The organism is Paenibacillus puldeungensis (genome assembly GCF_042678945.1).
Taxonomy (GTDB): domain Bacteria; phylum Bacillota; class Bacilli; order Paenibacillales; family Paenibacillaceae; genus Fontibacillus; species Fontibacillus puldeungensis.
This window is the reverse complement of record NZ_JBHTLM010000012.1, coordinates 24,635-48,645: the sequence shown is the minus strand read 5'-3', so window position 1 is coordinate 48,645 and position 24,011 is coordinate 24,635. Positions and strand designations below refer to the sequence as shown.

The window sequence follows — 24,011 nt, the reverse complement described above, 5'->3', positions numbered from 1 at the left end:
GCCGATTTTATGTGCAATTTTCCATTTTTGCCACGCTGCAAAGGAAGATAAATGCATGCAAAAAAAGAAAAAGCCGCTCTAGGAGCGGTCTCTAGGAGCGGTTTGATGCTCGTTCATGCTGCAGTTTTCGGTATTCTCCTGGCGGGATTTGCACGATCTGCTTAAAAATCCGGGTAAAGTTTTGAACCGATGTGTAGGAGAGCTTCCTCGCGATATCCTTGATCGGCATATCCGTATATGCAAGCCATTCCTTAGCTTTGTCCATACGGTAGCTGATCAAATAATCAATGAAGCTCAGACCGGTTTGCTCTTTAAACATTCTGCTCAGTTGGGAGGAGGACAACTGATATCGGTCCGCCATTATTTGCAGAGACAAATCCGTATCATAATGCTCATGGATGTGACGAAGCACATCACTTATGATTCGCTCCGGCTGTTTAGCCGGGGATTGTGAAATGTTTTCCGCGACTTTGACGAAGATCACATCCGTCAACCAACGCGTGATCTCCTCAACGTTGGTCATCGCATAAACACGTTTGTATGGATTTTCACCGAATATGGTTTCCGGATTAAGGCCCCATTCCTGTATATGGGACTGAAGCTCTCCAACAAAGTGAGCAAAAAAACCGTGTACAGCCTCAGGGTGGCTGGCCACACGTGACACTTCAGCTACCCACTCCTGCATCAGCGCGGCGGCTTCGTCAGCCTCCCCTTGCATGACCATGGGTAGTATGCGTTTGCGAAGCTTGGACAGATCACTACCCGATTGTTTCAGACTTGGCTCTATTCGTTCCGGGGTAAGTAGCTTTCGACAGCCTATAAGCAGACGATATGTTAGCATTTCTTCAGCCTCTAGGTAAGCTTCTGAAATGTCAGTGAATAGACTAACGGGCGAGCTGCAGGCCATCGATATGCTCACCGGAAAGTATTGATCTGCCGCCTGGAGAAGACATTCTCCCGTATGGTGCAGGGAGGTCAAAGCGTTATCGCTTTTATCCAGGAAGACTATGATGGCCACTTGCCCGGATAACGTTACCGCGGATAAGCAGGTAAAGCTGTCCTGAAAAAATTCCTCGGCCATTTTGCGCAGTGCATAAACAATTAGTGAGCGGTCTTTTTTCGAATAAATGGTTTGAAGATTGTTGTCCGGATCCAACAGACAGACGCAAAATCTCGAATCAAGTAGTGTCAGATTGAGTGCCTCTGCCCGAACCTCTGCTTCCCGGTGAGACCATTCTCCCCGCAGCAGCTGGAGAGTGAAGTTTTCTTTCATGTAAGGCGTCTGCTCATGCAGTTTTCGCTCTAAGCTTTCATTGTGTGAGAGCATTCCGGTGACCCACGTATCCAAGGTGCCCCATTCGTCAAGCTTATTTCCTTCTGAAGTTGAACCGGATACTGGGACGAAGCGCTGAAGCAGCTTTTGCACGGGAACATAGAAACGATAGGCGCCGACTCTTGCAATGAGAATCGAAAAGAGCGCGAGCAAGGCCATCATTCCGTAGGTTAAGGTAATAATTCTTTTGGACTGCCGATCCAGCTCGTTTTTCGGAGTAAGAGCCACATACGTCCAATGTGTCGCTTCTGATTGGTGCAAGGTTACGACATAGTCAACTCCGTTCCATTGTGTATCGATATCTGCGGCTCCGTTTTCACGCCACAATGGGAGTGAAGCAGAGAGGAGGCTCATTTTCGAACCGATTTCATTCTGGTTCCGGCTAATTAGAACTCTGTCCTCACCATCAAATACATAGAGAAGGCGACCTCCGCTTAAAGGAACGTTTTCGGAGAAGCTGCTGAGTACATTTTTGTCGACATGCATCATAAGGATGCCGTTACCACGAGACTCTGAAAAGATCGGTACTGGGCGAAGATACAGCAGCTCCCGCTGCCCGGGGTATGTGCCCGGCGGGATCGTCTCGGATCGAAAATAGGGAGGGAGCCGGTCGAGCAGATCGCGATACGGAAAATCGGCCAGGTTAATAAATCCCAGCTTATTGTTGTATATCTTACCGTATGGCAAAAAAAACACCGACACATCATAAGGTATTTTTGAAATACCGCGCTGCATTTGAATTGTATCGACCATCTCCAGCATCGTATCAAACGATTTGGCCGACGGGCCGGATTTGGCGTATACGGCTTTTTCCAAAACCGGATTGTTGGCAAGCTGAATAGAGGCTGTGTCGAGGTCCTCCCAGAAAGCCTCCACCTGACGCTGAACTTCTTGCAAAATAAATTGATGATTCTGGTTCACTTCGTCTCGGATCATCACTGCCGCCATACGACTGGATAGGAAGCCGATGATAAAAACGGGAAGCAGGCTGATGAGCAGGGAGTAGAAGAACAGCTTCCTCTTGAAAGAAGGCTTCCTGAATGAATTCAGCTTTGTCAGCAAAGGCTGCCCTCCTTATAAAATTAAGTTGCAGTTAACACTCCGTTCACATTTTGTCTAACTTTATCGTAGATCGGAGGAATCAAAGCTGTCAATCATTTCTGTGAAAATATACTCCATAATTCGAACATTAAGTGGGTATATTCTTCCCTTTTCATGTTATGATGGTGGCAAATTGTGTGACTAAAAGGAGGACAACGAACATGGATCGGTGTATGATTAGCAGCCTGGTGCGGCGGATAAAGCCTTATTTCAATGGCTTGCTGGTAGAAATGAGTTTAATTATTAGTTCATGATGGGGTTTGCAGAGTAATGTGTCTTTAAATTGAGGAAAAAATGTTCCTGGTACTATTTCATAGTGAAACAATTCTCCATAGGCATATATAATGGAACCAGAAGTTCGGGGGCTAAGAAAGCTCCTCGGAAAGGGGGAGGTTATCTCGATGAAAAAAATTGTTGTAAGCGGTGGCAAAGCTGCTCTGGTGGAAGATATGGAACCCGCCTTGTCGGATGAAAATCCCCACCGTGTACTGGTTCGCATCAAGTATTCCTCAATCAGTCCCGGCACGGAACTGGGCTTGATTCACAATCCGCAAATCCCGGACGGGTTTCAGCTCGGCTATAGTGGCTCCGGGCAGGTTGAGGCTGTAGGTTCAGCTGTACGAACTGTTAAGCCGGGAGATTGGGTGGCTGTCTACGGGGGCCCATATGTATATCATGGCGAAAAATTGTCCGTACCCGAGTCGTTAGTAATGCCGCTGCAATCGGATCGCCATCTCCGCGAAGCGGCCTATGTGGGACTTGGCGCCGTGGCTGTTCATAGCGTTCGCAGAATGAAGCTCGAATTCGGTGAGACCGTTTGGGTTGTAGGTCTGGGTTTCCTTGGGCTGTTAATTGCTCAAATTTGCAAAAACGCCAATTACCGAGTGTTCGCCACCGACATGAATCCTGCGCGCTGCGAGCTGGCACGGGCTGCCGGTATTGTTGATGTGTATGCGGCGAACGATCCTATGCTGGATGAACATATCGATGCATTTACAGCCGGGCACGGGTTTGACGCGATCGCGTTATGTGCCCATTCCACGAAACCGGGACTGATTGAGCAGTCGATGACCAAGCTCGCTTTCCGCGGGACCTATGCGCTTGTTGGCAATGTGTCGATTGAGTTTCCGCGCGAGCTCTTTTTTCAAAAGGAAGGGGATTTCGTGATTGCCCGGGGCGCAGGCCCAGGCCGATATGATCCACAGTATGAAAATGATTGCATCGACTATCCCAAATCCTATGTGCGCTGGACGGAGGGGCGTAATATGCAGGAGTTCATCCGTCAGGTGGAAGCAGGGGCTTTGGAGCTGGATAGGCTGATCACCCACGAATTTGCGCTTGATGAGGCGGAGCGGGCTTATGAGGTATTGGAGCGCGAAGCGGGTTCGGCTCTGGGTGTATTACTTCGATACGGAGGGTAAGTAGGAAAAAGGCAGGGCAGCCTCTTAATGAATAGCCTGAAAGGGCTGCTTTGCCGCCGTTATAATTTTACGAACTGATCTGATCCAAACCCGCTTCAAACGGCCCAATTCCTTGCAGCTTCATGTAATTCATGTATTCGCGGTATAACACAGCGGAGGATTCATGACCGGCAAAAACCGCGCTGTTTTCCTTGTTCATCAGGCCTAAGTATTGGTAACAAAGCAACTTATCCACCAGAGGAGAGACGGTTTCGATTTGTAGCCGTACTCGTTCAAAATCGGCCGGCATCAGCACCTTGCCTTGAAAACGGAATAGCTCGATGTCAGCCCAGAGAGGTTTTGCCGCCCGTTCATGAGCTTCCCGTAAACCGGAAAAGGTACGGTAGACGTCCTCAACCGTGGTACGATTTACACCAATCTCATCCTGATATGCGATATAGTCAACATCAAGGCTGCGCAGCTGACTCACAAATCGGTCGTCCGGAATAACAGAACGCGTCCCGTAGGGGGCGATTAACACCTTAGAAGGTCCAAGGCGTCGGACAAAATCGGCCAAATCGTTGGCATAAGCGATATACGGCTCCGGGAAGTAATTGTGAATGGCAGCTTCCACAGGAAAGTACCACCCGGTAAAGGAGGGATGATGTCCATACTTTGAGGCCAGTTCCTCAGCAACGCTGTATTTTAAAGCATTATGTTCGCCCTCAGTGGATAAGCTGCCCATGATCGGAGTGGTGAAAAAGCCTAAACCGACATAAAGGGAAAGTCCTAACCGATCAGCCGCAGATAGAACGGCCTCCATGGGATCCGAACAAACGGTATCCCACCGGAGAGGAAAAACCTCAGATGGATAAAAAGCTTTGCCGTGCAGCGCCACACTAAGCAGCACCAGCGTATCCATTCCTGCTTCGGCCATCTCTGTCAGCTTCAAATCCCAATCCTCGGCCGTAAACTGCTGAGTCGCTGCATTCCAGGTGTCTCCTTCATACGGGTTGCAATGGAAAAAATCGAACCAAGTACCAGTCAGCGGCTTCATCTTCATCACGTTCCTCCTCATGTTTTTATGACGAATAAAATCTCCCGGAATATAAACTTAAAGCAAAATATTTCTCCGTAATTCACACTCATTATAGAATTTAAGCCATCATCCTGTAAACGATTAACAAGATGAAAACCTTAAATATTATTTAAAAATGTGCTTACTTACTGCGAAGCAGATTGGAGGATGGACCATGGTTCGTATCAACCGGATCGATGTTTATCCGCTCCGATTCCCTATGAAGCAAAGCTTCCGGATCTCGGGCGGGACGGTAGGAGCCCTTTCGGAGGGCGCCCCGCATGTGTATGTTTGCGTCACCGGGGACAATGGGATGTGCGGCTGGGGGGAAGCGCGGCCAAGCCCCAAGTGGAGCTACGAAACACCGGAAACGGTCGTCTCCGTCATTAACCGTTACTGGAAGCCAGTACTCGTGGGCGAGAGAGCCGATGATTTGCTCAGGCTGCAACGGCTGATAGCGAAAGAGACCGCTGGCAGTCTGCATCCCGGTCATCCGATAGCTCGTGCCGCGGTAGATACCGCGCTGCATGATCTTCTCGCCAAAAGCCTCGGCATTCCGCTGCCTGGATTGTGGCAATCGTCTCCAGAAGGAGAGATGTCTCTTTCTTACCTGATCAGCACGGACGATCCCTTCATTGCGGCCGAAAAAGCAAGAGCCGCTAAAGACGAAGGATACAAGGGTGTTGACGTCAAGATTGGCCTTAACCCCGCTTTGGATATCGAGATCCTCGAAGCCGTCAAAGCAGAGGCCCCCGGTTTGTTCTTTCGAGTAGATGCAAATCAAGCCTATACGCTCCATGAAGCGAGGATACTCGCACAGCAGATGGCCAGAATTGGCGTTGATGTGTTTGAGCAGCCGCTTCCGGCAGGACAACTGACAGCCTGCGCCGAGCTGCGCCGTAAATCCCCCGTTCCTATCGCTCTCGATGAGAGCATCTGGTCTCCGGCCGGGCTGATCGAGGCGATTCGCTGCGAAGCCTGCGACTATGCTGTTATCAAGCTGACCAAAATGGGTGGTTTGGCTGGGGCCAAGCTATGCGGGGAAATTGCTAGAGAGAGCGGGCTTGGACTACTTGGCGGCGGGCTTACGGAATCCAAGCTCGGGTTTATGGCGTCGGCTCATCTTTTCAGATATTTGGATATCAGGCCACCGGTGGATCTGAACGGTCCATTTTTCCTGCAGGATGACGCTGTGGATGGGGAGTGGCCCCTTCAAGGCGATTCTGTTGTTCTGGCTGAAGCTCCCGGCATCGGTTGCTATATTAATTCATCCAAACTGGAGCTTTACCTGGACCGTAAATTGTCTCTCGGAGGTGATGAGCTAACGTGAAGTTCTATATCAGCGCCGATATGGAGGGGATCGGAGGGGTTGTGTTAAGAGAACAGCTCGTTAGGGGAGAGTCCCTTTATGAGGAAGCAAGACATCTTCTAACCGCTGAAGTAAATACCGTTGTTGAAGCCCTTGCGGTAGAAGGCGCGGAGCAGATTATTGTGAAGGATGCCCATGGGAGTGGATTTAACCTTATGCCGGAGCTTCTTCATCCGGCCGCACAATATGTCATGGGAGCTACGCGTGTAGAAAATCGCTTTCCCGGTCTTGATGGAGGTTTTACTGGCGCGATTTTGCTTGGCTATCATGCAATGGGAGGAACGATGAGGGCGGTTCGCGACCACACGATGACCTCTGAGGGGTGGCAATCCTTAAAGCTAAACGGCCGGGACATCGGGGAAATCGGCCTTGATGCTCGCTTGTTCGGCCTGCACGGGGTACCCGTTCTCCTCGTGACCGGAGATGATTCCACCTGTGCCGAGGCCTTGCGCGAACTTGAAGGGGTTCCAGTCGTTTCGACTAAAACTGCGGCCGGGCGCCATTCCGCTTTACTCAAAGCACCCGCCCGGGTCAAGGAGGAGATGAGGTTAGCTGTTGCTGCAGCAGTACGTGATCGAGGGGGCAGACGTCCCGTGGTTCCGGATGGCCCTTATGAGCTGGAAATCCGCTTCCTCCATACAGACCAGGCGGATCGCCGTCGGTATGATGGCTCTACGGCATGGCGTAAGGACGGATTGACTGCCGTTTACCGGTCCGATGACTTTTTACGCTTATTGTCTGAGGCTTTTGGATAGAACGATTTTTTATACGATGGACTAAATCTATTAATTAGGAGGGTTCCGAGGATGAAATGGAAGAAGACCATGAATGTATTGCTGCTAGCAGCCATGATTGTAAGCTTGGGCGGACCTCAAGCGGTCAAAGCATACGAGGATGAAGAAAATGATGAAGGTTTGCAAATGTCCCATGAAGTCGTCAATTTAGCGCTGGGCAAGCCTTATACGCTCGAAACTCCTTATCCCGTAGACAGCCATTTTAAGGCGACAGAACAGGCCTATTCCGATGAAAATGGAAGCAGCCTCACCGACGGAGTGTTTGGAAGCACGTCATTTAAAGATTCGGCTTATGTCGGGAGAATTTGGCAAGCGAGCCGTACCGTCACGATTGATTTAGGCCAAAAGGCATCGGTCAAGGAAATCCGTTTATCCATGCTTCATGATTTGCCAAACGGCATTTTTTTCCCGAAAGGGATTGAATTCTCGATCTCCGTAAATGGAAAGGCTTGGAGAAATCTGGGGGAAGTTGCAAACAGCTATCCCACCACTACGCCGGGACCTGTAAAGCAAGTATATTCGATGAAAGATAAAGGGACGCAGGTTCGTTATGTTAAGGTCGAAATCCCAGTTGTCTCTTGGGCGTTCTTCGACGAAATCGAAGTGATGGGGAGCTGGGGCTCTCGCGGGGCTAAGCTAATTCCGACACCTCCACAGCCAAATCCCAATAAAGGATATCCTGCGCAAGGTTCTGCTCAAGCAGCTGGCATCAATCATGAGGTGTTAATTTATAGCGGGGAATGGCAGTATCAGCCGAGTGATTGGATTTCTTTTACGAAGGAGGATTTTAAGCCATACGTCACTTATGTGGATGGAGAAATGAAGCCTAAAGATTATTTGTTCGACGGATTCTTGTTCATTCCGTACGCTCCATTGCTGGACGGGGCCAATTACGGGCCGACAACCGGAAAACCTACGAATAAAAGCCACTTCGTGAAGTTTCTTGATCGGCTCTTTAGGGACGATTACGAGTTAGGGGCATTAAATGAGGCGGTAAAAGAGGCCAAGTCTACCTTGCCTGATCGCAATTACGAGGCCAAAGTTGTCATTACGATCCCCTATCCGCGGCTTGACCAAAGCGATTTTGGGGATGTCGACGGCGATGGCGTCAGTGAAAACTTGAACGTCAAGGAGGTAGGGGAGCAGACGGCGCTGGCCAATCGACTTAAGGTCACCAAGTGGTACGTGGACGAAGTCTACAAGCGCTGGCAGGAAAAAGGCTACAGCGACCTGAAGCTCGCCTCGTTTTACTGGTATAACGAATATATCGCCCACCAACTGAGCGAGCTCGATCATGAACTAGTGAAGCAAACCGGGGACTATGTCCGCAGTAAGGGGGCGACCTTCCAGTGGATTCCTTATTATTTTGCTAGAGGCTGGGACGATTGGAAGGAAAATGGCTTCGATTCCGCATTGATGCAGCCAAACTACTTGTTCCACGCTAACGCTACGGTTGATCGGCTGGACACGATCGCAAAAGCGGCCTATGAGAATGGCTTAGGCGTTGAGATTGAACTGTCGGATGCGGTTCTGACCAATGAAACCCTGCGGAGCCGATATTATGAATACCTGCAAAAAGGTGAAGAGTTCCACTACAAGCAGCAATCCTACAGCGCCTTCTACCAGCAGGTCAAGACCTTGTGGAAGGCGGCCCGTTCCACCAACCCGGTTGAAAGAGAAGTCTATGATCGGACTTATGATTATATGAAAGGGAGATAGTAACTCTCTGAACATATGTAGATAATAGATACCCCGGTTCCTTAATTGGTTCTGGGGTTGTTTTTTTGAGGGAGGGGAGCATTTCATAGCCACAATATACCATAGATGATAAAATATAATAATTGGTAACTTAGCTTAGATGGTTGAAACCATGCTTCGGTCAGAGGATTATTGATGCTCCATAGGGGGTATAAACATGGCAGTAAAAATATGCAAAAGCTGCGGTGAAGCCAACAAGGAAACGGCCCATATTTGCATTGTGTGCGGCAGTTCACTCCAAGATGTCGATCCAGTAGGGACGTTGGATGATGACAAAAAATTCGAGAGAATGTTACTAGGTTCCAAAAACAAAGTAACCACATGCAGCATTTGCAACGAAACCGTAGAACCTGATGCTCAAAAATGTAAATACTGCGGGGCCTGGATCACCCGCTCTAAGCCGACCGTCACCTACCATGAACCCGAATACACCCAAAGTCGTTCAGACGGATGTGCCGTTGCCCTAATATTTGTAGCCACCTTTTTCATACCTCTCGTAGGCCTGATTGTAGGCGGAATCTTCGCATTTAGCGAGGACGAAGACAAGAAAAGTCTAGGCAAAGCGCTGCTCATATTTGGTTTGATAATGATTGCGTTGGCTATTTTGGTGGGTTTGGTTTGGGGATGAGCAAGTGGGGGAAGGAGTCTCTAAATAAGTAGCTCCATATTCGCTTAATATGGTTGGTATGGATATTACACGAATTCGCAAATCCACTGTGGCAGGAGGGATGGGTGAATTCGGGGGAAAGACGTTATAAGAAATCCCCGCAATGATTATTAGAAAAAATAAAAAAACCTGACCTACAGGAGGACTATGGTATACCTGGAGAAAGAAGATGTTTTAAGACTTAAAGAATTAGGTTTTAGATCTCCCTATGAAACAGGCGAGGTTTATGCTTACGAATATTACAGTTACAAAAATGAAGAATGGTCTCTTGGAGGGCAAATTACAGGCAATGAATCACTGCTAGCACCACAGGAAGTCTATAAACAAGGGTTAAAATTATATACTATTGATGAGATATTTGACTGGATACATGTTAATGGTTATGGGATGAGGCTTATAAAGAACATTGGTTCAGGATTTAAATTTATAGTTTTTGATGATGAAGGCATTGAATATAAAGGGAGCGGCGGTACTTTAACCAAGGCGATTTTTAATACAATTGAAAAGCTATTAATAAAGCGAAATGAAAACCGTTAGTTAACAAGACTCTAAAGAATATGGGAAGGCAATTCGAAGAAGGTGGGGACATCTAATAACACTGTATTCACACGGCGGTCCTGACGGCCCTTGGTCTGCGAGAGGATTTTCGAGGAAGCGGAATCAGCAGACAACCCTGCACTGGCTAAGTCCGTCGGACCCGGGGCTGGCGCCCCTTAAGCCAGTGAGGGTTCGTGAATACAACAACGTTATCTGAAACATCCGCAAAGTAAATTACTCAAAAAGCAGGTGAATCTTATGATGGTATCGTTCGAGGAAGTAATAAAATTTCTCTGTGTTGGTGGGCAAATAGATGGTTTAAGATTTGGCTCTGTCCCGCAAGTACTAATATCAAATTCGGAACAAAACGTATTAGAACTAAAAGGTCAAATCTATATAAATCTTGCTTCAAGATGGAGTATTTTCAAAAGCATGCCTTTTGAATTCCCAAAGAATGAAGAGGATATCGAAGATATTAAGGAATATGAAGAATTGCTAATGATATTGGAGTTTAGGAATAAATTAATTGTAAATGCAACTGTCTCGATTGAAGCTTCTGGATTGATATTAGAATTTAGTGATGGGTCAGTTTTTTATATGCATGGGTATAACGAACAATATGAGAGCTGGGACATTGGGGTCGCGTTTAATCCTAGGTGCGAACATTGGCAGGTAATATCAATGCCAGGTGGAGAAATTGTAGGGATAATTCCAGATAAATATAGAGAGAAATTTGTAAGTAATTCATAGTAGGCGGATGCATCAGATAACACCGTATTCACGCGTCGCAGCCTCACGGCTGCTCGGTCCGCCCGAGGCATTTCGAGAAGTAGTTTCAGGCGGACAACCCTGCGAGGCTAAGTGGCAGAGCCACCCGGCAACAAGCTGCCTTAAGCCTCTTGGGTTTGTGAATACAACAACGTTATAGGAAATACTTGCAAATTTAAAACATATAACTCATTAAGGATTTAGGTGAATTCGGTGGATATTCGCGAATTAATTCCAAAACATAAGCAAGACTATGGAAGAGTAGAACAATTAAAAACAAAAACACTCGAAGAAATGAAACCAATATTACCTGATTTACTTAAGTGGTTGCAGGATATGAATTGGCCAATTGCTCAAGATATAGAAAACATTGTAATTAACTATCAAGAAGATCTATTGCCACACTTAAAGGAAATATTTAATACAAATGATGGGGAATGGAAGTATTTTATACTTCATGGTTTAGTAAGTAGGTTACCAAAACATATTATAAAAGAATTAAAACCTGATTTAATTCGAATGAAAGATTTCCCGACGAAAGATGAGATCGTTTCTGAAATAAATGATATAGTGACAGAACTATTAGAGAAGTCATAATTAGTGGATCAGGAGGGCAAGTACTTCCGATAACACCGTATTCACGCATCGGGGCTATCGCCCCTCGGTTGTCCAGATTTATAATCATGGAAGAAGCTCAGACAACAAACGCCCCAGCCTAAGATAACAGCTATCTAAGGCTGGGGCGTTTCGTGAATACCAGAACGTTAGGCGAACGAAGTTCTTAGTTGAGGAGGAGTTTATATGATATTAGAAAAAGTTATAAATAGAATTGTAATACAAAGTGAATATAAGGATTTTGTTAATAAGTATATAGATCATATACTTACCGAATTTAAAGGTAAGATTCATAGCATTTATATGTGTGGCTCGATTCCAAAAGGAACTGCTAAACCTTTTAAGTCAGATGCAGACTTTACTATTGTATGTGTAAATCCCAAAGATATTGATTACGAAAGATTGTCAAACATTAAAGACAGGCTTTTGGAAGAATATCCAGTAGTAACTAAGATTGATACGATCATTTGCTCGATTGACGATGTATTAAGTAAACCGAATGAGTGGGGTTTTTGGGTTAAGATAATTTGTGTTTGCATATATGGTCATGACGTTGGTGAAAAAGTACCACCGATAATTATTTCTCCAGAGTTCATTTTAGACTTAAATACAGAGACCAAGGAGGAAGTAAATCGTATACATCGTTTACTTTCTAATGCTAGTGATAACACAATGAAAACTAGATATATTAAAGGTTATTCTAAGAGATTAATTCGTGCATTATACTCTTTGGTTTTAGAAGATACAGGTGTATGGCAAGATGACATTATTAAGATGAAGAATGCCATATTAAACTATTGCGAGATTGACCCCGCTTTAGTTGATTATCTGTATGCTTGTTATTTGGATAGTAATGTACCTGTTGAAGAGTTTCTGGGAATTGCAGATGAAGTATATAGCTATTTTGAGAACGCTTTAAATACAATGGCTGCTTCCAGAACTTCCTTCGGCTAACATCATATTGACGCTCCGGGTCACTCTGAGAAGCGAGTGACCACATCCAGCCCCCTAAGCCCGTCGGGACGTCACTACATTAGGAGTTCGGCAAGCCTCATAACTATAAGCAACGACTCTAAGGGGCCAGGACGTCGTCAATACAAAACGTTATCTGAAACCGGTGCTTATATACTTTTGGGAGGAATACTCATGGAAGCCATCTATTTAGTTGAACCATCTACACTTTACAAGGAAGCATATATTGATATGGTTCAAGAGTGGAGTAGCACTGGAGAGCGTATGATACCATTTGTTTTACGGTATGATTATTCTGATTTTGATAAATTACTAACGGAAATGAATAGATTAAGAACTTCTAAGGATCTAGCTGAAGGCAAGGTGAATAGTTCAACATTTTGGCTTTTTGATCAGAATAAAGACAGAATTATAGGAGCTACGAATATAAGACATACACTAAATGCTTCATTACTAGAAAGTGGTGGACATATTGGGTATGGTATAAGGCCAAGTGAAAGAAGAAGAGGTTATGCAACAACATTATTAAAGTTAGCTTTAAAGAAAGCATTGGATATTGGAATAGATAAAGCCTTAGTTACTTGTGACTATGACAATATAGGTTCTGCTAGGACAATAAAGAATAATGGCGGAAAATTTGAATCTGAAGTTAAGATAGACGGAATAATAATCCAAAGATATTGGATAAGAGCAAGATCTTTTGAGTAGTTCGAAGAAGGCATCGGCTACAGATAACATCGCATTCAACGCTGCGGGCCGGGACACCCGACCCTTGGTCCGAAAGAGGCATTTCGTGGAAGCCGTGTCACCGGACAAATTCAACCGGCTAAGTGGCAGAGCCACCCGGCACTACGTGCCTTAAGCCGCTTGAACGTCGTGAATGCGGAAACGTTATCGTAAATCAGCGCAAGAAATAATACTCGTTTTTTCACGGAGGTGTCATTCAAATGGATAACATTTTTGATGAATGTTATGCAAATGAAATTATAGGCCGTATCAAACAATTACGTCCGGATTCACAACGAAATTGGGGCAAAATGAATGTTGCTCAAATGTTAGCCCATTGCTCTTCGTTTCAGGATGTAGCGATGGGAAACTCTACTTCTTCAAGAAGTTGGCTTGGGATATTAATAGGAAAGTTTGTGAAGCCCATGTTCTATAACGATAAGCCGCTTCCAAAAAATATGTCTACGATTCCGACTATCATGATTGTTGATAAAAAAGAATTTGATAAAGAAAAAGAAATTTTAATTCAAAAAATAATTGTGTTTCAAAAAAATGGACCTGAAAAATGTACAAAAATCCCACATCCTTTCTTTGGGAAACTTTCTCCTGAAGAATGGGGCATGGGCATATATAAACATCTAGACCATCATTTAAAACAGTTTAGCATATAAGATAATAATAATGATGTTGGCTATTCAGAGTAGGCGCTGACATCCGATAACAATGTGTTCACGCATCGGCGGACAAGCCGCCTCGATCGCCAGGAGATAGGTCAGGGAAGTAGATTCAGGCGTCACATCCGACCCACCTAACCACATCGCGGCCGGCTCCTATGGAGCCTTAAGGTGGTGGGACGTCGCGAACACGGAAACGTTATCTGCTATTACTGCAACAATATATAAAAGCACCTAATTAATGATTAGATTTTACTCTCGAAAGGAAAAGAAAAAATGAGAACATACAAGGGATTATTATCATACAATATATTATTTATTCTTATAATCTTTTCGTCACTAATTCGATTTGGTAACCGAATTCAAAGTGTTATGTATTTGATTGAACTAGAAAAAAGCACAATTGATAAATTAGACTTTTCATATTTAACACTTGCAATTTATGCGAGTAACGACACATAAAATATATTGTTATCCGATTTTGGTTGCATTAATTGGTATTGCAATAAATATATTGGATATATTACTTTACAAGTTTATTAATAGGAAAAGAACTTGAAGAAATAGTTAAACATAAACAGGAAAGATTTTGTTGATTATTCGATGATGGCAGTAACAGCAGATAACATCGCATTCAACGCAGCGGGCCGAGGCAAGCTCGCCCATTGGTCCGGAAGAGGCATTTCGGGGAAGTGGATTCACCCGGCTAAGTGGCGGAGCCAACCGGACCTACGGTCCTTAAGCCGCTTGAACGTCGGGGAATACGGAAACGTTAGGTGAAATCCTAGGTATCAATTTATTATTGATTAGTTATTTCAGAAAGGTAAAGTTATGGACAAGAAAGAGTTAGAACAATTAATTGAAAGTAATGGATTAGGGAGTGTTTCCAAAGCATTATTAAATTTGTCAAGAGACTCAATTAGAATCACTACAGATAATAAAAACGATGAAAATATCAATATAGGGAGATCTAAGTTTGGTGGTCGTCCTGATGTTCCTCAAGGATTTTTATGGCCACAGAATGATGCCGGTCAACCACTATATTTTATTTGTCAACTAAACTTAAATGAGGTAAAGCCATTTGATTTGAGTGATTTATTACCTAGTAGTGGAATTCTTTCGTTCTTTTATGATGCGCTTGAGCAACCATGGGGGTATGACCCAAACGATAAAAATGGATTTAGAATTTTATTTTTTTCTCAAGAGCCAAGCCAATTAATTAGGATAGAGGAGCCAACAATATTTCTCGAACAAGGAACCTTTGGTTCTTGTGAATTGAACTATATAAGTGAAGTTTGCTTACCTCCATGGGAATCTCCTTTTATAGATAACCTAAATTTAGACCAAGAAAAATCAGATAATTATTTTGAACTGCAGCAGCAATTAACCGGTCAGGCAGTACAAGATGGATTAATTCATAGAATACAAGGCTACCCGGATAATATCCAAGGAGATATGTACTTAGAATGTCAGTTAGTAACAAATGGTTTATATTGTGGTGATGGCACTGGGTATAACAACCCAGCAAGAAATGAACTAGAGAAAGGGGTTTATGATTGGATATTATTACTACAAATCGATTCTGAAGAAGAAATTGGTTTTATGTGGGGGGATGTGGGGAGATTGTATTTTTGGATTAGAGAGAAAGACCTGAAAGAGAAAAACTTTGAGAATCCATGGGTTATACTTCAATGTGGATAAAACCTATGTAAGTTAAACTGTCCAGACTTCACCTAACACCACATTCACGCTGCGGCGGCTGGTGCCGACCTTGGTCTGCCCGAGGCATCTCAAAGAAGCGGAATCAGGCAGACAACCCTGCGAGGCTAAGTCTGACGACCCGGCGCTACGACCTTAAGCCTCTCGGGTTCGTGAATACAAGAACGTTATCTGCAACCAGCGAAAGGAGAATTAATGAAAACTTATATAAGATATCCCTTGAATATTAGGTTAATTATCAGCATGTCGATTCTGACTTTATTAAGTATTTTCAATATCATTATAACAAGTAACAAATCCCAAAAATTACTTTATATAGTTTTTTGTATTATCTATTTATTGATTATTGCTATAGCTGTTATAAGGAGATTTTTAAAGCCCAGGCTATTACAGCTCGATAGTAGAGTTTTAATTATTAATAACAATCAATTCGAAGCCAAAGAAATATCCCAGATATTTATTGATGGTAAGTACATAATTGGTATTAAACCAAAGAAGAATAGAATAGTTCCAATTGCATTATGTTTTAAAATTATTAACACCAATAACGAGATATACACATTAATAGATTGGGCGAAGAATAACAATATTGAAGTGATCAATAAGACATTTATGAAATGGATTTAAGAAATTGATAGTATTTCAAAGAGGCCGCTGGTATCAGATAACGCCGCATTCACGCTTAGGGGGCAATGCCCTTGGTCCGCTAGAAGTTTTTTCGGAGAAGCGGAATCAACGGACTACCCTGACCGGCTAAGTCTGATGACCCGCGCTGCGCGCTTAAGCCAGTGAGGGTTCGTGAATACAAGAACGTTAGACGAAACCGGACGTTAATATTTTGAAAGGAGAATTCTTTGAAGTTGAAAAAAACACTATTATTTATAATTCTGGTAGTGTTACTTTGTGCTAGTTGTACTAATAACCATGAAATAAAGGTCACACATGAGGATATAGATGATATTTCGTTAACATTGGATAGTAAATCAGAAAGTTCAAATGGTTTGAATTTTGTTTTGAAATTACAAAACAACTCGAGGTACATTATAAAACAGAATAATGTTAATTTAAGTTTTCCAATAAAAATAGACAATGGAACAAAAGGAAATGATTTTAAGATCGAGTCAAAGGGTAATAAACTTGATATTCATCCGGGGGAAGAGTTGTTTCTTACAGTTTTTGCTCCTATGGAAATGTATGAAGGGAATAACAATATAGATCTCGATAATCCATACATTGAAATCAATGGATATATTAATGAAGTTGAAGGAATAATGCATTTCCATAAGGGTGGAGGATATAAGACAATGGAGGATTTTTAAAGATCGGCTTTGAAGTGTCCGGCATCATATTACACCGCATTCACGCTTAGGGCAATTCGCCCCTCGGTTGTCAGATGTATAATTCAAGGAAGAAGCTCAAACAACAAACGACCTAGCCTAAGATAAGAGCTATCTAAGGTTGAATCGTTTCGTGAATACAACAACGTTAGGTGAAAGATCAGCAATAAGTCATATCATCTAAGCTTGGGATTTCATTTGAAAGGAAACCTGAATGGAAGAGATCATTAAAGTAAACGGAATCGGCCATTTTGAGTATAGCACTGAACTATATTCATATATACACAATGAGGGAAAGGTGCATTGGGCACTGAAAATGGTGGATGAAAGCACTGATATTGAAGAATTAATACGGAAAGCCGAATTGTTGTTTATTGAATTAGAGAGTTTCGAGGAGGCAGCAAAAATAAAAATCGCTGAGAAGTTGATAGACTTTAAGAATGAATTTTGGCCAGAATATGATGAGAATGATGCTGAACTTGATTGGGATGCTGTAGATGCAGGCGAATTTGACATAACAATAGAAGAGTTTGTTGAATTAATTAGTTTGATAGAAATAGAGATTCGATCCAATGAAATTTATTGTGAATATCTAGATGGGGATTTATTTGGTGGGCACAGAATCCACGCTCACTTTAGCGATGATTATAATCTTAATAAAGCAGAAATATAGATGTGAATAGTTCGAAGAGGGCTGATCCATCACATAACACAGTATTCACGCTTCAGGGCTATCGCCCTTTGGTTGTCAGAAGTATAAGAGGCTCAGACAACAAACGACTCAGCCTAAGATAAGAGCTATCTAGGGCTGGGTTGTTTCGTGAATACAAGAACGTTATAGGGAATTACTGCAGAACGAGTATATTAGGGAGGTTATATTGTGGGAGTAGATTGGTATGATATGATCGCCAGAAGAAATGGCGGTTATAAAGGAAGATCAATATTTTTTACAGAAGGAATATCCGCAGAAGAAGTTTTTGAAAAACGATTAATGAGTATGTTACCGAAGTTTCAATCTGTACTGGATGCGGGCTGTGGTCACGGCGATTTCACACTAAATATGTCAAAATACGCCAAGAAAATTATTGGATTTGATAACTCCATTGAAATGATTAGAATTGCCCAAGAATCGTTAGTTTTGAGTCATGTAAAGAATGTAGAATTCATTTATGCAACAACCAAAGTTGAGATGCCTTTTCATGATGAACAGTTTGATCTTATTTATGACAGAAGAGGACCAACTTCCATTTTAAATCACAGTAGATTGCTGACATCAGGAGGAATTATTTATGGAATTCATAATAATGTGGATATAGTAAGACAACGATTAGCTTCTAATGGCTATGTAAATATAGAAATTGAAGAATACAATGAGGCGGTCTTTTATTTTCCTAATGAAATGGAGTTTGCAAAATTCCTTTCTGATATACCAGGTAATCCGGACTACACGTTACCGGAGCTGAAAAGTGATTTTGAGAAGAAACTAAAAGAAAGTATGATTGACGGGAAAATCGGTGTTAAAGAATTGAAATACATATGGAAAGCGACAAAACCATAATGTGAGTATCTCGGAGAAGGCAGCCACATCCTATAACACAATATTTACGCATCGGGGCTATCACCCCTTGGTTGTCAGATGTATAATCATGGAAGAATCTTAGACAACAAACGCCACAGCCTAAGATAAGAGCTATCTAAGGCTGTGGCATTTCGTGATTACAACAACGTTAAACGAAATTAACGGGTTTAAGATCCAAGAATAGAGAACAGTTGTTCTTCACCTTATTGGTAGATGATGGTACAATAGGAAAGACAATTGAATCTTGGGTGGGCATGGTTTCCCTTCGAAAGGAGGTGAAGCCATGGAAGTTAAAGATGTGTTGACGATCATGTTTTTATTTGGATCATTCATCCTCGCACTTCTAACTTACATTAATTCGAACAACAAGAGAAAGTAAAAACCCACCCCAAGGTTAGCGCCGAAGGTGGGTTTTTATTCTGATCGCTTAGAAGGGAATAAACCATCCAAGCCAATTGTTGAGCCGAGTGTTAGCCGCACTCGGCTTCTTTAAAAGTATGATAACACAATTGGTAAAAGAAGTGAACCAGGAGAGTCCATTAAAGAATATTCAAAGGCACATTAAAAGCGATAAAATAACTTGAAATAAAAATCGTATTAAAGGCGTATTAAGGACGTTATAAAAGTATTTTTTGAATGACATCAATACGTTTGTAAGTAGCACAAAGAAGCGTTAACTTCGTCTAACACCGCATTCACGCATCGGGTCTCTAATGATCCCTCGGTCGCCAGGAGAATTTGCAGAGAAGCGAATCAGGCGACAACTTGCACTACCTAACCGCGTCGCGGCCGGCTCTTCAGCCTCAAGGTAGTGAAGGTTCGTGAATGCCAAACGTTAGGTGAAATTAACGAGATTAAAACATTACAAAGACTTATAAAAACCCGAACAATTGTTCTTCATTATACTGGTATATTATGGTATAATAGTAAAAGACAATTGAATCTTGGGTGGGCATAGTATCCCTTCGAGAGGAGATGATACTATGGAAGTAAAAGATGCAATAACGATTATGTTCCTTTTAGGAATGTTTATTCTTGCTCTTTTAACATACATCAGTAATAACAACAAGAGAAAGTAAGAACCCACCCCAAGGTTAGCGCCAAAGGTGGATTCTTATTCTTTTTCGACAGTAGAAGGATAATCCCATCCAAGCCAGTTGTTTTGCCGAGTGTTTGCCGCACTCAGCTTCTTTAAGATAAGATAACACAATTGGAAAAAGAAGTGAACAAATAGAGATAAGTAAAACACTTTTAAAGAAAGTAATGACCTACTAAAAACTCTTTGAAAGGAACCAAAGGAATTGTGTGACTAATATGATAAAGCGTTAACTTCGTCTTATACAGTATTCACGCTTCGGGGCATTCACCCTCGGTCCGCAAATGCATTTTCAAGTAGTTGAATCTGCGGACACAACCATTCCCCTAAGATAAGAGCTATTTAAGAGGAATGGACGTCGTGAATACGAGAACGTTATCTGAAAGATCGGCTAAAACACATAAAAGAGTGCGACCATGGAGGTATGATAATGAATCGTCTAATGATCATGACGGTCGGAAAAACACATAGCGGCAAGACTACATTTGCAAATGAATTAGAATCAATTTTACAAGAAGCTATTGTCATAGATCAGGACAATCATGCTGAATTTATCAATAAACACTATATGAAACTACGTCCCCAAGAAGGACCAAACAAGTTGAAATTCACCGTAACTAATACGATTGTTGAGTATGCTATAGAGCAAAGTCATTTTCATATCATTTTAAGTAATTCCAACCTTCATAATCCAGCACGTTCAAATGTCCTCCGTTATTTTTATGAGAAAGGATTTAAATGTATTATTGTGTACTTTGATTTACCAACCGAAGTGTTGATAGAACGAATAGAAAAAACAAACCGACCTAAGACCATCTTTCGAAATGCTTCGAGTTATCAGGAAGTGTTGGAGAGACAGGAAATGTCGAAACCAGAGGAACCCAGTGAAGATGTAGTGAATCATTTATTTGTCATTAAGGATCCAAATGAGATATCAGATGTAATTCAACAAATTAAAACAATCAGTGAGTCTTCAATATAACTAAAAATCATAGTAGGCTTATTCAAACAATGTGTTCACGTATCGGCAGTCAAGCTGCCTCGGTCGCCAGAAGATAAGTCAGGGAAGTTGATTCAAACGACACATCCGCACCATCCAACTGCATCGCGGCCAGTCACCTCGTTCTTTTAGGGTGGTGGGACGTCGTGAACACGGAACCGTTATCGGAAATCAGCGAAAATAATCAGAAATAAAAATCAATTAAGTTCGTTGGTGAACCTTAACTAACGAGCAACAAAAAGAATAAATAACCATTAAAGGTAAAATCTAGCTAAGCGAAAACGACGCTATACACCTTTTTAGAATGGATTGATTTTGATGAAGAAAAGGTTAGCAATTAGTGGACTTATTGTGTTAAGTTTTATTATTATTTTGCATTTGTGGAACTCATACAAACCGGGATTTGTTTATGAAAATGGAACGTGGAACTACGTTTCCTATGATACAGGCGTTGGTAGAAGAGTTACTCCGATAAATGTAAAAAAAGATGAATTCAAAATTTTAAAATACCATGGTTTCGCAAGAGATAACACAAGTGTGTATTTTAAAAGCGAAAAAATAGAAGGGTCTGATCCGGATACATTTCAAATCATTAGCGACAAAGGCAGATATCGTTATGCAAAAGATAAGAATAAAGTATATATTTACGCGAGTGATGACTGGTCAGTATATAAAGTAATTAATGCAGACCCTAATAGTTTTGAAGTTATAGAGTTTCCATATTCAAAAGATAAAAACGACGCATTCTGTGGGAATTTACCTCTTTATGTAGATGATGTTTCTAAATTTGAAGTCATCGAGAATACAGGTTTTGCAGTAATGTCTTCGGTTAACAGTTTTTTGGGTACTGAATCTGATCCGAGAGATAGTTCTTCTGAGTATGAACGTAATAAGCATGAGTACAATCGTAAAAAGTATGGTTTCATTACTGATTGGGTTTTTTACTCTGAAGATGGAAGAGCAAAAACTGAAAAACTTAAGTATGAAGGATATAGATTAGTAGAAGATAATAGATAAAGTGTTCAATTTTTTGTATGCAAACTAATTATTCAACTAACTGGTATGATAGTTAAAGAACTATTGTAAGTAATTCAAAGCAATCGCTGACATCCGATAACATCGCATTCAACGCTGAGGGTCGGGACAAGCCCGACCCTTGGTCCGTAAGAGGCATATCGGGGAAGCAAAGTCACCTGACATATTCAAACGGCTAAGTAGCGGAGCAGCCCGGACCTACGGTCTTTAAACAGCTTGAACGTCGAGAATGCGGAAACGTTATAGGAAATCAGCGTAAAAACATAATAGTCAGCAGAATCACATTACCATGATTTGTTTGATTTGCTTAGTAGTACAACTAAGAATTCTTTAGAACATAGGAGAGTAATATGGACCCCAAAATAAAATCGATATTCAAGGATGAGTACGTTAAGGAAGGCGCCGCACGTTTTGGTTTGAATCAAGCTGCGCTTTCTCTCATTGGAGGATTTCAAAATTTTATATTCTATTATACTGTCAATGGGCGTAAATACATTCTTCGGTTCACCCCCAGTTCTCTACGTGATCAGGAAGGTATTGAAGCCGAAATAGAATGGATTCGTTATCTTGCTGTGAATGGGATGTCGGTCTCAGAACCAGTTCCTTCGACGCAAGGTGTATATGTTGAACGTGTTTTTGGAGACATAGTTGATTTCTTCGTTACCTCATTTCTATACGCTCCCGGTCGTAAGATCGGATACCCAGAATGCTTAGGCAATTCATTACTTTATGAGCAGTGCGGCCGAATAACGGGTCAACTTCATGAATTATCCAAGCGTTACAAACCGCTGGCAAGAAGACACTCGTGGGAGCGCAATGAGTACCTATTGCGGGCACGGGAGTATATACCTCCAGAGCATACATCTGTATTGCTTGCCCTCGATGAATTAATTGAACGTTTGAATAGATTATCTGTTTCATCTGACAATTTCGGCTTGATTCACGGGGATATTAACGTGGGCAATTTTACTGTCGATGAAACAGGCGGAATTATACTTTTTGATTTCGATGAATGCCAATACAGTTGGTTTGCGGAAGACATTGCCATACAACTTTATTATTTTCTTTATGTTTTCGGCGAAGATTCGAAGTTCGATCGGAAGGTCCAGTACGAATTATTTATTGAGCATTTCATACGAGGCTATACGGAGGATGGCCGACAGCTACCCGACGGTTGGAAAGAACAGTTACCACTCTTTCTAAAGCTTCGCGAAATAATTGTAATAGTAGGAATGTACCGGAGCTGGGATTTACGTCAGCCGGATGACTGGACTCTGGATTTTCTACGAGATAGTCATATGCGGATAATCAATGGCCGCTCATTGATTGATGATTTCGTTTAGGATTGGAGTAATTAAATATATATTTCGAAGAAGACGCTGACATCCTATAACAATGTGTTCACGCATCGGTAGACAAGCTGCCTCGGTCCCGGGAGTTAAGTCCGGGAAGTAATTGCCGGGACACATCCACAACACCTAACCGCATCGCGGCCGCTCACTTCGTTCGCTTAAGGTGGTGGGACGTCGTGAACACGGAAACGTTAGATGAAAACAGATGGATTATACGAAAGAGGTGAATCATGGAAACAGAGATTATTCAATGTGCGAAAGAACTTTCAGAAAAATTAATTAAACAAGCTGGACTCATAGCCAAAGAGAAATTTGGTAACATTGAACATTTAAGGGCCAAGGATAGCTTTGGTGATGTCGTGACTGAAGTAGATCATATGGCTGAGGCAATCATATTGAAAGGTATACAAAGCGCTTTTCCATATCATCAAATTCATAGCGAAGAAGCAGGGGATAACGGGATAAGATCAGACTGGTTATGGTTAATTGATCCATTGGATGGGACAAATAACTTTGCAATTGGTCTGCCTGTGTTCAGTACCTCAATTACTTTGATGTATAAGAAAGAGCCAGTTCTTGGTGTTGTATATGAACCAATGACGGACAGACTTTTTGAATCTTGCATTAATGAAGGCGCTCATTGCAATGGAACAAAAATGAAAATGAAAAGTAATGACAATTTCAGAAGAGGGAATATTGGATGGATTCAAGGACATAACGTCCAAAACGACATTAGAGCAGTTACATTAAGACAACATATCGATTTGAACTGTAAGAGAATGATGAGATTATGGGCACCGACATTACAATGGTGCATGCTTGCTAAAGGCGATATAGATGGAATTGTCCTTTACAATTCCGCAGGAGATGACCTTTACTCAGGAATTTTAATGGTAAAAGAAGCAGGGGGAATTGTGACTGATTTTGAGGGTAATCCTTTTACAGGCATGAAAACAGAACCTTACATAATTGCGTGTCATCCTGATCATAAAGATGAACTGATCAAGGTTGTAAAAGAAGGATTGGGATTATTCAATGAAGCCAACTGACTTCATCTAACACTGCATTCACGCTGCGGGGCTATCGCCCCTTGGTTGTCAA

The 24,011-nt window shown here is 42.3% G+C and carries 25 protein-coding genes; 22 read left to right on the top strand and 3 right to left on the bottom strand.

Features of this window, described 5'->3' with window-relative positions:
- Positions 1 to 91: 91 nt before the first annotated feature.
- Positions 92 to 2,395, bottom strand: coding sequence for a helix-turn-helix domain-containing protein (locus tag ACFQ3W_RS16305; RefSeq protein WP_379320304.1), 2,304 nt, complete (start codon positions 2,393 to 2,395; stop codon positions 92 to 94).
- Positions 2,396 to 2,835: 440 nt separating this feature from the next.
- On the opposite strand from ACFQ3W_RS16305, the gene ACFQ3W_RS16300 reads away from it, so the two are divergent.
- Complete coding sequence (locus tag ACFQ3W_RS16300; RefSeq protein WP_379320303.1) at positions 2,836 to 3,855, top strand: zinc-dependent alcohol dehydrogenase; 1,020 nt, start codon at positions 2,836 to 2,838, stop codon at positions 3,853 to 3,855.
- A 67-nt stretch (positions 3,856 to 3,922) separates the two neighbouring features.
- Here the strand turns inward: ACFQ3W_RS16300 and ACFQ3W_RS16295 are convergent, their stop codons facing one another.
- Positions 3,923 to 4,897, bottom strand: a complete 975-nt coding sequence (locus ACFQ3W_RS16295) for a DUF4434 domain-containing protein (RefSeq protein ID WP_379320302.1) — start codon at positions 4,895 to 4,897, stop codon at positions 3,923 to 3,925.
- 190 nt (positions 4,898 to 5,087) lie between these two features.
- Here ACFQ3W_RS16295 and ACFQ3W_RS16290 point away from each other — a divergent pair, with 190 nt between their 5' ends.
- The 10 genes from ACFQ3W_RS16290 (at position 5,088) to ACFQ3W_RS16245 (ending at position 13,789) form a co-directional block, all read left to right on the top strand.
- Positions 5,088 to 6,242 (top strand): mandelate racemase/muconate lactonizing enzyme family protein, encoded by a 1,155-nt coding sequence (locus ACFQ3W_RS16290; RefSeq protein WP_379320301.1) that lies wholly within the window; start codon positions 5,088 to 5,090, stop codon positions 6,240 to 6,242.
- A complete protein-coding gene (locus ACFQ3W_RS16285) occupies positions 6,239 to 7,036 on the top strand; it encodes a M55 family metallopeptidase (protein ID WP_379320300.1) in 798 nt (265 codons plus the stop codon). Before ACFQ3W_RS16290 ends, ACFQ3W_RS16285 begins: the two co-directional genes overlap by 4 nt.
- A 51-nt stretch (positions 7,037 to 7,087) precedes the next feature.
- Positions 7,088 to 8,794 carry a DUF4855 domain-containing protein gene (locus tag ACFQ3W_RS16280; RefSeq protein ID WP_379320299.1) on the top strand — a complete coding sequence of 569 codons (1,707 nt, stop codon included), beginning with the start codon at positions 7,088 to 7,090 and terminating at the stop codon, positions 8,792 to 8,794.
- 196 nt (positions 8,795 to 8,990) lie between these two features.
- Complete coding sequence (locus ACFQ3W_RS16275; RefSeq protein WP_379320298.1) at positions 8,991 to 9,461, top strand: double zinc ribbon domain-containing protein; 471 nt, start codon at positions 8,991 to 8,993, stop codon at positions 9,459 to 9,461.
- A gap of 186 nt (positions 9,462 to 9,647) precedes the next feature.
- Positions 9,648 to 10,037, top strand: a complete 390-nt coding sequence (locus ACFQ3W_RS16270; RefSeq protein WP_379320297.1) for a hypothetical protein — start codon at positions 9,648 to 9,650, stop codon at positions 10,035 to 10,037.
- Between the two features lie 258 nt (positions 10,038 to 10,295).
- A complete protein-coding gene (locus tag ACFQ3W_RS16265) occupies positions 10,296 to 10,787 on the top strand; it encodes a hypothetical protein (protein ID WP_379320296.1) in 492 nt (163 codons plus the stop codon).
- 231 nt (positions 10,788 to 11,018) lie between these two features.
- A complete protein-coding gene (locus ACFQ3W_RS16260; protein WP_379320295.1) occupies positions 11,019 to 11,402 on the top strand; it encodes a DUF5071 domain-containing protein in 384 nt (127 codons plus the stop codon).
- Between the two features lie 204 nt (positions 11,403 to 11,606).
- Entirely contained in the window at positions 11,607 to 12,374 is a 768-nt protein-coding gene (locus tag ACFQ3W_RS16255) for a nucleotidyltransferase domain-containing protein (protein WP_379320294.1), read from the top strand.
- Between the two features lie 192 nt (positions 12,375 to 12,566).
- Positions 12,567 to 13,100, top strand: coding sequence for a GNAT family N-acetyltransferase (locus ACFQ3W_RS16250; RefSeq protein WP_379320293.1), 534 nt, complete (start codon positions 12,567 to 12,569; stop codon positions 13,098 to 13,100).
- A gap of 239 nt (positions 13,101 to 13,339) precedes the next feature.
- Positions 13,340 to 13,789, top strand: coding sequence for a DUF1569 domain-containing protein (locus ACFQ3W_RS16245; protein WP_379320292.1), 450 nt, complete (start codon positions 13,340 to 13,342; stop codon positions 13,787 to 13,789).
- 24 nt (positions 13,790 to 13,813) lie between these two features.
- Here ACFQ3W_RS16245 and ACFQ3W_RS16240 read toward each other — a convergent pair whose 3' ends face one another.
- The gene (locus ACFQ3W_RS16240; protein ID WP_379320291.1) at positions 13,814 to 13,936 is read right to left on the bottom strand and encodes a hypothetical protein; all 123 of its coding nucleotides are present in this window, start codon (positions 13,934 to 13,936) and stop codon (positions 13,814 to 13,816) included.
- 459 nt (positions 13,937 to 14,395) lie between these two features.
- On the opposite strand from ACFQ3W_RS16240, the gene ACFQ3W_RS16235 reads away from it, so the two are divergent.
- The 11 genes from ACFQ3W_RS16235 to ACFQ3W_RS16185 all read left to right on the top strand — a co-directional run bounded on the left by ACFQ3W_RS16235 (position 14,396) and on the right by ACFQ3W_RS16185 (position 23,959).
- A complete protein-coding gene (locus ACFQ3W_RS16235) occupies positions 14,396 to 14,572 on the top strand; it encodes a hypothetical protein (RefSeq protein WP_379320290.1) in 177 nt (58 codons plus the stop codon).
- 51 nt (positions 14,573 to 14,623) lie between these two features.
- On the top strand, positions 14,624 to 15,493 hold the full coding sequence (locus tag ACFQ3W_RS16230) for a YwqG family protein (RefSeq protein WP_379320289.1): 870 nt from the start codon (positions 14,624 to 14,626) through the stop codon (positions 15,491 to 15,493).
- A gap of 878 nt (positions 15,494 to 16,371) precedes the next feature.
- A complete protein-coding gene (locus ACFQ3W_RS16225; protein WP_379320288.1) occupies positions 16,372 to 16,830 on the top strand; it encodes a hypothetical protein in 459 nt (152 codons plus the stop codon).
- 232 nt (positions 16,831 to 17,062) lie between these two features.
- Positions 17,063 to 17,521 carry a DUF2262 domain-containing protein gene (locus ACFQ3W_RS16220; RefSeq protein WP_379320287.1) on the top strand — a complete coding sequence of 153 codons (459 nt, stop codon included), beginning with the start codon at positions 17,063 to 17,065 and terminating at the stop codon, positions 17,519 to 17,521.
- A gap of 207 nt (positions 17,522 to 17,728) precedes the next feature.
- Positions 17,729 to 18,406: a class I SAM-dependent methyltransferase gene (locus tag ACFQ3W_RS16215; RefSeq protein ID WP_379320286.1), complete on the top strand. Its 678-nt coding sequence runs from the start codon at positions 17,729 to 17,731 to the stop codon at positions 18,404 to 18,406.
- Positions 18,407 to 18,710: 304 nt separating this feature from the next.
- Positions 18,711 to 18,806: a competence inhibitor ComI gene (gene comI / locus ACFQ3W_RS16210; protein ID WP_379320285.1), complete on the top strand. Its 96-nt coding sequence runs from the start codon at positions 18,711 to 18,713 to the stop codon at positions 18,804 to 18,806.
- A 604-nt stretch (positions 18,807 to 19,410) separates the two neighbouring features.
- Positions 19,411 to 19,506: a competence inhibitor ComI gene (gene comI / locus ACFQ3W_RS16205; RefSeq protein WP_379320284.1), complete on the top strand. Its 96-nt coding sequence runs from the start codon at positions 19,411 to 19,413 to the stop codon at positions 19,504 to 19,506.
- A gap of 447 nt (positions 19,507 to 19,953) precedes the next feature.
- Positions 19,954 to 20,505 (top strand): ATP-binding protein, encoded by a 552-nt coding sequence (locus ACFQ3W_RS16200; RefSeq protein ID WP_379320283.1) that lies wholly within the window; start codon positions 19,954 to 19,956, stop codon positions 20,503 to 20,505.
- A gap of 369 nt (positions 20,506 to 20,874) precedes the next feature.
- Positions 20,875 to 21,540: a DKNYY domain-containing protein gene (locus tag ACFQ3W_RS16195; protein ID WP_379320282.1), complete on the top strand. Its 666-nt coding sequence runs from the start codon at positions 20,875 to 20,877 to the stop codon at positions 21,538 to 21,540.
- Positions 21,541 to 21,908: 368 nt separating this feature from the next.
- On the top strand, positions 21,909 to 22,901 hold the full coding sequence (locus tag ACFQ3W_RS16190) for a phosphotransferase enzyme family protein (RefSeq protein WP_379320281.1): 993 nt from the start codon (positions 21,909 to 21,911) through the stop codon (positions 22,899 to 22,901).
- Positions 22,902 to 23,140: 239 nt separating this feature from the next.
- Entirely contained in the window at positions 23,141 to 23,959 is an 819-nt protein-coding gene (locus ACFQ3W_RS16185) for an inositol monophosphatase family protein (RefSeq protein ID WP_379320280.1), read from the top strand.
- Positions 23,960 to 24,011 lie beyond the last annotated feature (52 nt).

Excerpts from the sequence above, each read along its gene's own strand:
- ACFQ3W_RS16275 (WP_379320298.1), top strand. The coding sequence starts at position 8,991 with ATGGCAGTAAAAATATGCAAAAGCTGCGGTGAAGCCAACAAGGAAACG.
- ACFQ3W_RS16185 (WP_379320280.1), top strand. The coding sequence starts at position 23,141 with ATGGAAACAGAGATTATTCAATGTGCGAAAGAACTTTCAGAAAAATTA.
- ACFQ3W_RS16235 (WP_379320290.1), top strand. The coding sequence starts at position 14,396 with ATGATGGCAGTAACAGCAGATAACATCGCATTCAACGCAGCGGGCCGA.
- ACFQ3W_RS16230 (WP_379320289.1), top strand. The coding sequence starts at position 14,624 with ATGGACAAGAAAGAGTTAGAACAATTAATTGAAAGTAATGGATTAGGG.
- ACFQ3W_RS16255 (WP_379320294.1), top strand. The coding sequence starts at position 11,607 with ATGATATTAGAAAAAGTTATAAATAGAATTGTAATACAAAGTGAATAT.
- ACFQ3W_RS16190 (WP_379320281.1), top strand. The coding sequence starts at position 21,909 with ATGGACCCCAAAATAAAATCGATATTCAAGGATGAGTACGTTAAGGAA.
- comI (WP_379320285.1), top strand. The coding sequence starts at position 18,711 with ATGGAAGTTAAAGATGTGTTGACGATCATGTTTTTATTTGGATCATTC.
- comI (WP_379320284.1), top strand. The coding sequence starts at position 19,411 with ATGGAAGTAAAAGATGCAATAACGATTATGTTCCTTTTAGGAATGTTT.
- ACFQ3W_RS16295 (WP_379320302.1), bottom strand. The coding sequence starts at position 4,897 with ATGAAGATGAAGCCGCTGACTGGTACTTGGTTCGATTTTTTCCATTGC.
- ACFQ3W_RS16245 (WP_379320292.1), top strand. The coding sequence starts at position 13,340 with ATGGATAACATTTTTGATGAATGTTATGCAAATGAAATTATAGGCCGT.
- ACFQ3W_RS16240 (WP_379320291.1), bottom strand. The coding sequence starts at position 13,936 with ATGTGGTTAGGTGGGTCGGATGTGACGCCTGAATCTACTTCCCTGACC.
- ACFQ3W_RS16300 (WP_379320303.1), top strand. The coding sequence starts at position 2,836 with ATGAAAAAAATTGTTGTAAGCGGTGGCAAAGCTGCTCTGGTGGAAGAT.
- ACFQ3W_RS16200 (WP_379320283.1), top strand. The coding sequence starts at position 19,954 with ATGAATCGTCTAATGATCATGACGGTCGGAAAAACACATAGCGGCAAG.
- ACFQ3W_RS16265 (WP_379320296.1), top strand. The coding sequence starts at position 10,296 with ATGATGGTATCGTTCGAGGAAGTAATAAAATTTCTCTGTGTTGGTGGG.
- ACFQ3W_RS16270 (WP_379320297.1), top strand. The coding sequence starts at position 9,648 with ATGGTATACCTGGAGAAAGAAGATGTTTTAAGACTTAAAGAATTAGGT.
- ACFQ3W_RS16250 (WP_379320293.1), top strand. The coding sequence starts at position 12,567 with ATGGAAGCCATCTATTTAGTTGAACCATCTACACTTTACAAGGAAGCA.
- ACFQ3W_RS16290 (WP_379320301.1), top strand. The coding sequence starts at position 5,088 with ATGGTTCGTATCAACCGGATCGATGTTTATCCGCTCCGATTCCCTATG.
- ACFQ3W_RS16280 (WP_379320299.1), top strand. The coding sequence starts at position 7,088 with ATGAAATGGAAGAAGACCATGAATGTATTGCTGCTAGCAGCCATGATT.
- ACFQ3W_RS16220 (WP_379320287.1), top strand. The coding sequence starts at position 17,063 with ATGGAAGAGATCATTAAAGTAAACGGAATCGGCCATTTTGAGTATAGC.